Source organism: Mucilaginibacter defluvii, from assembly GCF_039543225.1.
GTDB classification, from domain to species: domain Bacteria; phylum Bacteroidota; class Bacteroidia; order Sphingobacteriales; family Sphingobacteriaceae; genus Mucilaginibacter; species Mucilaginibacter defluvii.
In genome coordinates this window covers 799,011-811,374 of record NZ_BAABJI010000004.1, presented here as the reverse complement: position 1 = coordinate 811,374, position 12,364 = coordinate 799,011, and the positions used below count along the sequence as shown (strand labels likewise).

9 protein-coding genes are annotated in these 12,364 nt (G+C 45.1%); 8 read left to right on the top strand and 1 reads right to left on the bottom strand.

Going from position 1 to position 12,364, the window contains the following annotated elements; genetic code table 11:
* Positions 1-334: 334 nt before the first annotated feature.
* The 8 genes from ABD960_RS20725 (at position 335) to ABD960_RS20690 (ending at position 8,704) form a co-directional block, all read left to right on the top strand.
* On the top strand, positions 335-856 hold the full coding sequence (locus ABD960_RS20725) for a hypothetical protein (RefSeq protein WP_345334382.1): 522 nt from the start codon (positions 335-337) through the stop codon (positions 854-856).
* 68 nt (positions 857-924) lie between these two features.
* Positions 925-2,604, top strand: a complete 1,680-nt coding sequence (gene ettA / locus ABD960_RS20720) for an energy-dependent translational throttle protein EttA (protein WP_345334380.1) — start codon at positions 925-927, stop codon at positions 2,602-2,604.
* Positions 2,605-2,824: 220 nt separating this feature from the next.
* Positions 2,825-3,820, top strand: a complete 996-nt coding sequence (gene pdhA / locus ABD960_RS20715) for a pyruvate dehydrogenase (acetyl-transferring) E1 component subunit alpha (RefSeq protein ID WP_345334378.1) — start codon at positions 2,825-2,827, stop codon at positions 3,818-3,820.
* Positions 3,821-3,842: 22 nt separating this feature from the next.
* The gene (locus ABD960_RS20710) at positions 3,843-5,489 is read left to right on the top strand and encodes a 2-oxo acid dehydrogenase subunit E2 (protein ID WP_345334376.1); all 1,647 of its coding nucleotides are present in this window, start codon (positions 3,843-3,845) and stop codon (positions 5,487-5,489) included.
* 99 nt (positions 5,490-5,588) lie between these two features.
* A complete protein-coding gene (locus tag ABD960_RS20705) occupies positions 5,589-6,365 on the top strand; it encodes a M90 family metallopeptidase (RefSeq protein ID WP_345334374.1) in 777 nt (258 codons plus the stop codon).
* Between the two features lie 48 nt (positions 6,366-6,413).
* Positions 6,414-7,112: a fatty acid desaturase gene (locus tag ABD960_RS20700; protein WP_345334372.1), complete on the top strand. Its 699-nt coding sequence runs from the start codon at positions 6,414-6,416 to the stop codon at positions 7,110-7,112.
* A gap of 45 nt (positions 7,113-7,157) precedes the next feature.
* Positions 7,158-7,658 (top strand): hypothetical protein, encoded by a 501-nt coding sequence (locus ABD960_RS20695; RefSeq protein WP_345334370.1) that lies wholly within the window; start codon positions 7,158-7,160, stop codon positions 7,656-7,658.
* 50 nt (positions 7,659-7,708) lie between these two features.
* Complete coding sequence (locus tag ABD960_RS20690; protein WP_345334368.1) at positions 7,709-8,704, top strand: acetyl-CoA carboxylase carboxyltransferase subunit alpha; 996 nt, start codon at positions 7,709-7,711, stop codon at positions 8,702-8,704.
* A gap of 461 nt (positions 8,705-9,165) precedes the next feature.
* Here the strand turns inward: ABD960_RS20690 and ABD960_RS20685 are convergent, their stop codons facing one another.
* A complete protein-coding gene (locus tag ABD960_RS20685) occupies positions 9,166-12,297 on the bottom strand; it encodes a glycosyltransferase family 117 protein (RefSeq protein ID WP_345334366.1) in 3,132 nt (1,043 codons plus the stop codon).
* Positions 12,298-12,364: the final 67 nt, after the last annotated feature.

Below are 12,364 nucleotides of genomic sequence, written 5' to 3'. Positions count from 1 at the left end.
TTTTCCTATTTTTATCAACAACACTGCCAATAATCGGGGGCTACCCAAAACAGACATTGCGATGATAATGCAATCTATAAATTTTAACCAATCCCAACAATTTTATAACAACAAAAGCAGTGTTTTTCTTTTTATTTTTACAAATACGTTGAATTACAATAATTTGACACACTGGGCAGCCAAAAAGTTTAATTGGTAAAACTTGCTGAAGCCCTGTTACATTACATACGGCAAATTCGTCAGCACGGATGACAGAAAGGCATACATTTTTTTTCTGCCAGATACTCAACGCTCCTTTTTAATCAGTACCTTTATTATTCAAACCAAACCAATTATGAAAACAATCATCCTTTTAGCGGCAGCGTACCTGATTATTTCGGCAAATGCAACGTTAGCGCAAACCAACCAGCCTCCTAACAATCCTGCATATTACGTTGAGGGTACAACTATTAACCGTGCGTACTTCGCCTATATTAAACCGGATAGCATTAAAGAAATTCACGTTATAAAAAAAGATGACGAGCATCCAAATGGAGCTATTTACATCAGCCTTAAAAATCCGGACTATTTGAAAAGTATGCTTGCCGACAAGCTATTATCCATAAAAGATATTTTACGACTTAAAGGTATAGCAGTTAGGAAAAATCAATCTTTAGTATATGTCTGGGATGGCAAGCTACTAACCGACACATCCAACGTACGTGTGCCTGAAAGCTATCTGAGATCGGTAAGGTTAACACCTGCCGTAAATATGCCTTATTTTAAAACCGCGCTGCCTAACACATCGGTAGTAACAATTTTTACCGGCGTTAAGGATGGAAAGATAATGATAAGGGGCGGCGAAACAAGCCGTTAAACCTTTATTGCTTTTTTTTGGCTTATTAATATTCATTAGCAGATATTTGCCCCTCTAACAAGCAAATAATGGCAGACGAAAAAATAATATTCTCGATGGCCGGGGTAAATAAAATATTCCCGCCGCAAAAACAGGTTCTTAAAAATATATACCTCTCCTTTTTTTATGGCGCCAAGATCGGTGTTATCGGTTTAAATGGCTCGGGTAAATCATCCTTACTAAAAATCATCGCCGGGGTTGATAAAAGCTACCAGGGCGAAGTTGTGTTTTCGCCAGGTTATACCGTTGGCATGTTAAGCCAGGAGCCGGAGCTCGATCCTGAAAAAACCGTACGCGAAGTGGTTGAAGAGGGCGTGTCAGAAATTACCGCTATCTTAAAGGAATATGAAGACATTAACGAAAAATTCGGACTTGAAGAGTACTACAGCGATGCCGATAAAATGGATAAGCTGATGGCGCGCCAGGGTGAATTGCAGGACAAGATAGATGCCGTTAACGCCTGGGAACTGGATACCAAGCTGGAGCGTGCCATGGATGCCTTGCGCTGCCCGGAGCCTGATACTAAAATAGCCGTACTATCGGGCGGGGAGCGCCGCCGTGTGGCTTTGTGCCGCTTGTTATTACAGGAGCCGGATGTATTGCTGCTGGACGAGCCTACCAACCACCTGGATGCTGAATCAATCGACTGGCTGGAGCAGCACCTGCAGCAATATAAAGGCACCGTAATAGCTGTAACGCATGATCGTTACTTCCTTGACAATGTAGCCGGCTGGATACTGGAGCTTGATCGTGGCGAGGGCATCCCGTGGAAAGGCAACTACTCATCATGGCTTGACCAAAAGGCCAAACGCCTGGCACAGGAAGAGAAAACCGAAAGCAAACGCCAGAAAACCCTGGAGCGTGAGCTGGAATGGGTGCGCATGGCACCAAAGGCCCGCCAGGCGAAGGGCAAAGCCCGTTTATCAAACTATGAGAAACTAGCATCTGAAGAGACGAAGGACAGGGAAGAAAAGCTGGAGCTGTTCATTCCGCCCGGCCCGCGTTTGGGTAATGTGGTTATTGAGGCTAGCAATGTTACTAAAGCTTATGGGGATAAGGTATTGTTCGAAAACCTGAGCTTCTCGCTGCCACCGGCAGGTATTGTGGGCATTATAGGTCCTAACGGCGCGGGTAAAACCACTTTGTTCCACCTGATCACCGGGCAGGACGTACCAGATGCGGGTACTTTCCGCGTAGGCGAAACCGTAGCTTTAGGTTATGTTGACCAAATGCACGATGACCTGGATGCCAATAAATCCGTATGGGAAAATGTTACCGGCGGTACGGACAACATTGTGGTGGGCAACCGCACCATCAACTCACGCGCTTATGTATCACGCTTTAACTTCAACGGCGCCGATCAGCAAAAAAAGATAGGCGTACTATCGGGCGGTGAGCGTAACCGTGTGCATTTGGCCATAACCCTTAAAAAGGGCAGTAACGTGTTGCTGCTGGATGAGCCTACCAATGATATTGACGTAAATACACTGCGTTCGTTAGAGGAAGCATTGGAGAACTTTGGCGGCTGTGCCGTAGTGATCAGTCACGACCGCTGGTTTCTTGACCGTATATGTACCCACATACTGGCCTTTGAGGGCGACTCGCAGGTTTATTTCTTCGAGGGTAACTATACTGAGTATGAGGAAAACCGCAAAAAACGCCTTGGCGATGTGGCTCCTAAACGAATAAAATACAAAAAATTAGGATAACGCTTTAAAATGCCGGTACAAGCCGGCGTTTTTTATTTGCAAACAACTCGTTATCCCCAAATCTTTAATGCCTTTTTAACAATTGTAGTTCGCCAATTGTCTGCCACAGGTATCTCTTTGTAAAAAAAGGGTATAATTGAGGTAACAATTGCAATGGATTTCCATTTTATAAAATCAATAATTAGATTTGCGCATCTTAAAAAAAGGTTCTTTAATAAACATGAGTTCAATCGAAATAAATAAAGACACCTACCTGATGTGGTACGAGTCGATGCAGTTGATGCGCAAGTTCGAGGAAAAAACCGGACAACTTTATGGTCAGCAAAAAATCAGGGGCTTTTGCCACTTGTACATAGGTCAGGAAGCGGTGCTTGCCGGTGCTATGTCGGTAATACGCCATGAGGACAGTTTGATCACTGCTTACCGTGATCACGCTCACGCCCTGGCAAAAGGCACATCGCCACGTGCGGTAATGGCCGAAATGTATGGCAAAGCTACCGGCTGCTCAAAAGGTAAAGGTGGATCGATGCACATGTTTGACAAAGAGAACCATTTTTACGGCGGTCACGGCATTGTGGGCGGCCAGATTCCACTGGGTGCAGGTGTTGCTTTTGCCGAAAAATATAAAGGCACTGATAACGTAAACATTTGCTATATGGGCGATGGTGCGGTACGTCAGGGTGCTTTAAATGAAACCTTTAACATGGCTGCCCTTTGGAAGCTGCCGGTTATCTTCATCTGCGAAAACAATGGTTACGCCATGGGTACATCAGTAGCGCGTACTACTATTGAACCGGATATTTATAAATTAGGTATACCTTATGGCATCCCTTCATCACCTGTTGATGGTATGGACCCGGTAGCTGTACACAACGCTATGGACGAGGCCGTACAACGTGCCCGCGCCGGTGAAGGCCCAACCTTTTTAGAGATGCGTACTTACCGCTACAAAGGTCACTCCATGTCAGATCCGCAGAAGTATCGTACTAAAGAGGAGCTTGAAAGCTACAAAGCGAAAGATCCTATTGAGGTAGTGAAACAAACCATCGTAAAAGAAGGTTATGCCGATGAGAAATGGTTTGAGGAAATTGACGCCAAGATAAAAGCTACTGTTGATGACGCGGTGAAATTTGCCGAAGAGTCGCCATGGCCCGAAGCATCAGAGCTTTACACTGATGTTTATGTGCAACAAGATTATCCTTACATTTTAGACTAACCATTATACACACAAATATAATATGGCTGAAGTAGTTAAAATGCCAAAAATGAGCGATACCATGACTGAAGGGGTATTGGCTAAATGGCATAAAAAAGTTGGCGATCAGGTAAAATCAGGCGATGTATTGGCTGAAGTTGAAACTGATAAAGCCACGATGGATTTTGAATCATTTCAGGATGGCACTCTGCTTTACATTGGTGTTGAAGAAGGTGCCGCCGTACCGGTTGACTCCGTTATTGCCGTGTTAGGTAAAGAGGGCGAAGACTACAAAGCTGCTCTTGAAGCTGAAGGCGGCAGCGCCCCGGCCGAAAAGAAAGAGGAAAAACCAGCCGAAGAAAAGAAAGAAGAGAGCAAACCTGCGGGCGAAAGCAAACCAAAGGTTGATCTTTCAAGTATACCAGCCGCGGTAATACGTATGCCTTTATTGAGCGATACCATGACCGAGGGCGTAATCAATAAATGGAACTTTAAAGTGGGCGACAAAGTAAAAGCTGACGACTCGCTGGCCGATGTTGAAACCGACAAAGCCACTATGGAGGTTGTTGGTTACGAAGAAGGCACCCTGCTTTACATTGGTGTTAAAGAAGGCGAAGCCGCCAAGGTTAACGACATCATTGCTATTGTAGGTAAAGAAGGCACTGACATTCAGCCATTGTTGGATGGAGGCGCTGACGCTGCCCCTGCTACTGAAAGCAAAGAAGAAGCAAAACCTGAAGCTAAAGAAGAAACTGCTACCGCAACTGCTTCTGCTACTAATGACGACGACAGCCGCGTTAAAGCCTCTCCGTTAGCACGTAAAATTGCTAAGGATAAAGGTATCAACCTGAACGAGGTAAAAGGCAGCGCTGATGGTGGCCGCATCGTGAAAAAAGACGTTGAAGGCTTTACCCCATCAACTAAAGAAGTTCAGGAAGCTGCAACTAAAGAAGCCGCAGCTCCGGCTAAAGCTGAAAAAGCCATTTCATTGCCAACTTACACCGGCGAAGAGAAATTTACCGAGAAACCGGTTACGCAAATGCGTAAGGCTATCGGTCGCCGTTTGTCTGAGAGCTTGTTCACCGCGCCGCATTTCTTTGTAACCATGTCTATCGATATGGATGCCGCGATTGCTGCCCGTGCTAAAATGAACGATATTGCGCCGGTTAAAATATCATTTAACGACCTGGTGCTTAAAGCCTGTGCTGTTGCATTGAAACAGCACCCGGTTATTAACTCAGCCTGGCTGGGCGATAAGATCCGCTTTAACGAGCACGTACACATTGGCGTAGCTGTAGCGGTTGATGAAGGCCTGCTGGTACCGGTTGTTAAATTTGCTGATGGCAAATCATTAAGCCACCTTTCAGTTGAAGTAAAAGAGTTCGCTAAAAAAGCTAAGGATAAAAAACTTCAGCCTAATGAAATGGAAGGCTCAACATTTACCATCTCAAACCTGGGTATGTTTGGCGTTGATGAGTTTACTGCCATTATTAACACGCCGAACTCATGTATATTAGCGGTTAGCGGTATACAGGCAGTGCCGGTTGTTAAAAACGGCGCGGTTGTACCGGGCAACGTAATGAAGGTTACCTTAAGCTCTGACCACCGCACAGTTGACGGTGCATCGGCAGCGGCCTTCCTGCAAACCCTGAAAGCACTATTAGAAGAACCTGTAAGGTTACTGATATAATTATTTGATTTCGGAAGTCGGATTTTCGATTTCGGAATTTGAAAAGCGATGGGTTTAGGCTCATCGCTTTTTTGTTAGGTTTTATTTTAATCAAACACCATGCTCTACATCGCCATCATCGCTGCCATCATTATCTCTTACACGCTATTTCAGCGTAAGCATAAACGGGCACTTACACAGGTTATCCTTAACGATGCGCAAAAGAAATTGCTGGCACAGCACATCGACTTTTACAATACCTTGAACGAAACTGATAAGCTTTATTTTGAGGATAAGATAGAGCAGTTTTTGGATGCGGTGCATATTGAGGGCGTTGAACTGGAAGTTAATGATGTTGACCGATTGATGGTAGCCTCAAGCGCGGTAATACCCATATTTGCTTTTAAGGGCTGGAGCTATCGAAACGTAACCAACGTGCTGTTGTACCCAGACACATTTGATGAGCAATACCAGTTTGAGGGCGACAGCGGCCGCAATATTATGGGTATGGTGGGCAGCGGTTACATGAACGGGCAAATGATCCTCTCGCGCAAGGCGCTGCAAAAAGGCTTCTCTAAAAATTCGGGGGCTGAAAATACCGGCATCCATGAGTTTGTGCACCTGCTGGATAAGGTGGATGGCGCTACAGACGGCATTCCGGAACAACTACTGCCAAACGAATACATCAAGCCCTGGGTACGCATGATGCACCAGGAGATCCGGAAGATAGAGGAAGGCAAATCGGACATCAACCCGTATGCTGCCACTAACGAGGCGGAGTTTTTTGCGGTAGTGTCCGAATACTTTTTCGAGAAGCCTGACAAGCTACAGGCCCGTCACCCGGAACTGTATGACCTGTTGAGTAAGGCGTTCGGGCAGGACCCGGCCGCTAACTAGCTCCAATTAGTTATCTTGGACACATATTTGCTTTGTAATTAGCATAACATGCAAAACAGATCGAACACAGGTATCATTATCGCGCTTATTGTTATTGGCTCCTGGGCGGTGTCTATCTTCCTGCTGATGCAATGGACGGTGGATTTTACTAATCCGCTGCTTTACCTGTTCATCCTTTTGCAAATGCACCTGTATACCGGCCTGTTCATCACTGCGCACGACGCCATGCACGGCACGGTATCATCCAATAAAAGCGTTAATAACGCCATTGGCTTCCTCAGCACATTTCTGTACGCCTCGTTCTGGTACCCGCATCTGTATAAAAAACACCACATGCACCACCGGCATGTACATACTGATGAGGATCCGGATTATCACCACGGCAGTTTTTTAGCCTGGTATGCGCGCTTTATCCGCAATTACCTGTCTATATGGCAAATCGTTATTATGGCGGCCCTGTTTAATATTTTGAAGCTTTGGATACCCGAGCCAAACCTGATCCTATTCTGGGTGGTTCCGTCGTTACTGAGTACCTTGCAATTATTTTATTTCGGCACCTACCTACCGCATAAAGGTGAGCACGATAATCATCATTATGCCCGCAGCCAGCGCCGCAACCATGTTTGGGCATTTATAAGCTGTTATTTTTTTGGTTATCATTATGAGCATCACGAGTCGCCGGCAACGCCATGGTGGCAGTTGTGGAAAGCGCCTTTGCCGCCCCAATCGCAAAGAATCAACAAATAACATACCACCGGCAAAGTCAGGCCGTTTTGAACTAAACAATCGCTAATGCTTAAAGCAGTACTAACATCTTTGTTTATATTCATATTGGGGGCTGTTGCGTTTGCGCAAACAGATAGCACCATTAAGCCATCCGCAGTAAAAACACTCAGCCTTAAACAATATGATGCCCTGCAAAGGGGCGACGACTTGTATAACATGAGTTGGGCCGCGGAACTGAACCACTACCCGGCACCAGATAAAGTACTTGCCGCGAAAGATAAGTTAAAGCTTGACGACGCGCAGCTAAGTAAAATAACCGCCATCAATACCGAACTGATCCGCAAAAAGAAAGAGATGGGCGTATTCATCATCCGTAATGAGCGGGCAATTGATAGCCTTTTCCGTTTGAAGAAGATTAACGACGGCAACCTTATTTTCTATACCAACCGCTACGGTATATACCAGGGCGAACTCAGAAATGCCATTTTACAGGCATGCCTTAAAACACAAAAGCTGCTTACCGCAAAGCAAATAAGTAAGTTTGAGCGTTTACAGGATAACAAGTAGCGATTTGCCGTTGGTTTTATTTAAATTTGGCACCTGATTGATAGAGTTGTATGAAAATTTCATTTGATTTTGAGAAACCGTTAGCCGAACTGCAGCAGCAGATTGACAAGGTTGTACAAATAGAAGATAAAAACAAGCTGGATATGTCTGCCACTATTGCTGAGCTGCAAACCAAGCTTGAACAAGCGCAAAAAGATATATATGGTAATCTTACCGGCTGGCAAAAGGTGCAGATATCCCGTCACCCGGAACGGCCGTATACTTTACAGTATATCGAGCTGATGTGTGATGACTTTATTGAGCTGCACGGCGACCGTACCGTAGGCGACGATAAGGCCATTGTGGGCGGTTTTGCTACCATTGGCGGCCAAACCGTAATGATCATTGGCCACCAGAAAGGGCGTAATACCAAAGAGCGCCAGTTCCGCAATTTTGGTATGGCTAATCCGGAGGGTTACCGCAAGGCTTTGCGACTGATGAAGCTGGCCGAGAAATTCAATAAGCCCGTTATTACCCTGATTGATACCCCGGGCGCATACCCTGGTTTGGAAGCCGAGGAACGCGGACAGGGTGAAGCTATTGCCCGCAACCTGCTGGAAATGTCGGTACTTAAAGTACCGGTTATATGTGTAATTATTGGCGAGGGCGCATCGGGCGGTGCATTGGGTATTGGTATTGGTGACCGTGTGCTGATGCTGGATAACTCGTGGTATTCGGTGATCTCGCCTGAAAACTGCTCGACCATCCTTTGGAAAACTTGGGAAAATAAGGAACGCGCGGCAGAAGTATTGAAACTTACCTCTACCGAGATGTTAAAGAACAAGCTGATTGATGGCGTGGTGAAAGAGCCTCTTGGCGGCGCTCATCAGGATCCGGTAGCTATGGCTACCATCCTGAAAAAGCAATTGCTTAAGGAGTTGAAAGAGCTTAAACAAAAAGACGTTAATCAATTGGTTGCAGAACGTATTGATAAATTCGGTTCAATGGGTGTTGTAATTGAGGACGAGCCCGAAGTTACAGAGTCTGCAACTAAACAAACTGAATAATAACACAGCTCTTTGATGTTAAGCTTTGATCATCGATGAAGAGGTTTCTTCAATTGTCACCGGTGATTATCTTCTTGATTTTGTTATTAAGATTTCAGATTTATGACATCCTGATACATAATTTTGGAGTTTGCTCAACCGCGACGCTCGCCAATACAACCCGATCCATAAAATATAAAAGAGAGACGATGTTGTATAAATTCAGAAAAAATCAAAAGATATATGAGGGTGATAGCGGGATTGAATATGATAGTAGCAAAATAGGCACTAAGATTTGCGTCAAATATTTGAGTTTATTTCCCTCAATAACTCAACCTATCAATCAATCGATATCATTAAAGCTTGATGATTGCAATTGTAATATTTATTAAAACTCTTTGAAATAACTTACTTATCTTAATACAAGTACATAAACAAGAAAAGCGGCATATAGCCGCTTTTCTTGTTTATGTACCCCGCAATTATTGCTGAGGTACGCCGAATTTGCTGCTGAAGCTTTTTAGCTGATCAGCATATTTTTTGTTTAATGTGGTTTGATGGAAATCCTTGGTTAAGCCAACCAGGCCGTTGAGTAATGACATGGTAAACTGCATGTCTCTATCTGAAACCGATGCATCGCCATTTTGTACGGTGGCATATTTGTAATCCAACATGTTAACCAGGTAATCATCTATCTGTTCGGCCAGCTTATTCCCTATCTTAAACTCGCCTACGCGGTAAGCGCTTTCAAGCAGGTAATACTTACGCACGGCAACTTCCTGTACCGGTATTTCTGTCGGCATTTCAGCATCATACTTAGCTAAGAGCTTTTTCACCTGATCGTTCTTACCTTCTTTAATCAGGTTATCGGCCAGATTCATGTACATACGCGAAATAAGCGGATAGAACATCGTAAGCGATTCATGATCCAGGTATTTAGCGGTTTTGAAATTGCCGTATTTAAACTTGTTCACCATGTTATCATACATCTTCTGGCTGTTGGTAGCTTCTAATGGCGCAACGGTAGTATCCGGCTTTATCGGCATTAAATGGTAGGCAAAACCTTCGTTATACAAATAACGGTCAAGGCCGATCATGTTATCACTACCTACCGTTACGGCGAAGTAAATCGGGCGTTTCCAGTCATTATGAGCCAGTATGTCCATCAGGGCCAGGTTATCCTTGGTGATATAATTGCCCGGGTAAGTCCACTCAATAGCGGTTTCGGCCTGAGACACTTTGTCGGCCGGGATAGCGCCTGATTTTACCGCCTCGTTAGCGTCAACCGAAAGTTTGAATTTTTTAGTTGGCAGGTAATTAGTTTTTTCGCCGCTTTGCAATTCTGCCATAGCACGCGGATCGTCAGACGTAATAAAGTCGAACAACTCCTTAATATCTGTAGCGCCCGGTACGTTACCATCGCTGTAATAGATTACATCACGTACGCCTGCTTCAAATTTCTCGTTAGGCATGCTGATCGGCAGCGGCGCCGACTCATTCATTTTTTCCTTCATCTGGCGGATGTACCAGTCGGTACCCAGCAAGCTCAGATTAACAATACGTACATCTGGCCTTACACCTTCAACCTCCTGAATATACCAAAGCGGATAAGTATCATTATCGCCATAAACAAACAGTATGGCATTCGGCGCGCATGAGTTAAGGTAGTTGTAAGCCATATCATGCGGTGTAAGCTTGGTAGAGCGATCATGGTCGTCCCACTCCTGGCTGGCCATCAGCGCCGGGGCTGCCAGCAAGCAAACTACTGTTGATATAACAGCCGCCGTTTTGGCATTCAGCCTGCTCAGTATTTCGGCAATAAACAGCACACCTAAACCTATCCAAATCGCAAAGGCATAGAATGAGCCTGCATAAGCGTAATCACGTTCACGCGGCTGCAACGGATCCTGGTTAAGGTAAAGTACGATAGCTAAACCTGTAAAAAAGAACAATACACCAACAATACCCGCATCCTTTTGGTTACGGCGGAAGTGGTATACCGCGCCCATTAAACCAATAATCAACGGAAGCGCATATAAACGGTTGTATGATTTGCTTTTGGTTACGGAATACGGCAACGGCTGGTTAGCCCGGTAACCGGTTACCCAGTTACCATCAATACCGCTTGCGTCAACCTGTCCGTCCTGCTCGTTAGTACGGCCAACAAAGTTCCATAAAAAGTAGCGGGTATACATTTGCGTAACCTGCCACGTCCAGAAAAATTTAAAGTTGGTCACCATATTCGGATTCTCCTCTGCACCGAGGCCTGTCCACTGGCGGTAGAATTGCGCATGGTTCGGCTTATCGCTGAACATGCGCGGGAAGAAGGTATTACGGTCGTAAATGTTCTTGATTTTTGTGCCGGCAACCTCATATTTCTCTTTACCGCGACGGTAAATTTTAGCGCCCTCTTTCTGGTCGGTCAATTTTGAATCAAAAAACTGGCCGTAAAGCAGCGGGGTATCGCCATACTGGTCACGGTTAAGGTAACCGTTTAAGGCGAAGGCATCCTGCGGGTCACTATTATTCAGATTGGTACCCGCTTTAGCACGTATCACAATCATAACAAAAGAGCTGTAACCGAATAGTATAAAAGCCAGGCAAACCAGAAAGCTGTTCAACGCGAAGCGCTTTTCGCGAATTTTAACCACATACTCTAAAAACGCCAATACCGCAACCGACACAACAACACCTACAATACCGCTGCTGATGCCCGCAAGCAATACAAAACATACGGCCGCGGCTATTATGGCTGGTTTAACCGGGTTAATGGTATAATATATACCCGTTACCAGCAAGGCTATCAGCAACACAAAAAATGTTATGGCACCTGAGCCAAAGCCTAAGCCAAGCGTATTTACAAACAACAGGTCAGAGAACGCCGCCCCTTTAACGGTGAACTGTATAACACCCCACAGCACAAATGCCACAGCAACAATACCACCAAAGAACCATAGCAGCGCACCTTTTGAGGTAGCCTTCTCGGCCTTGCGGAAATATATAACCAGCGCGATGGCCGGTATAACCAGCAAGTTAAGTAAGTGGATACCGATAGATAAGCCCATGATGTAGGCAATAAAAACTATCCAGCGGTTAGCCTGCGGCTCATCGGCATGGGCTTCCCATTTCAGGATGGCCCAGAAAACTATAGCTGTACACAACGATGATTCGGCATAAACCTCGGACTCAACGGCCGAGAACCAGAAGGTATCTGAAAAAGTATAGGCCAGTGAACCAACCAGACCAGCGCCTATAATAAGGATGATGTTAGCAGTAGTAATTTGAACACCCGGTTTTACCAGCAGTTTTTTAGCAAGCGCGGTTATCGTCCAAAACAGGAATAGTATGGTAGCACTGCTTGACAGGGCCGATGCCATATTGGTAAAATAGGCTACCTTGGTATTATCGCCCATGGAAAGCAGGGAAAAAACCTTGCCAATCATGGTAAACAGAGGCGCGCCGGGCTGGTGGGCCACCTGCAACCGGTAGATACAGGCAATAAACTCACCGCAATCCCAAAAACTGGTTGATGGCTCGAGCGTTAAAACGTAGGTAACAGTGGCTATTAAAAAAGCCAGCCAACCAAAAAGATTGTTTATCTTGTTGTAATTCATCGTTAAATGATATAAGTACTATACAGCTTTACAAGCTGCCGAAAATAACAAACTATCCGTAATGTTA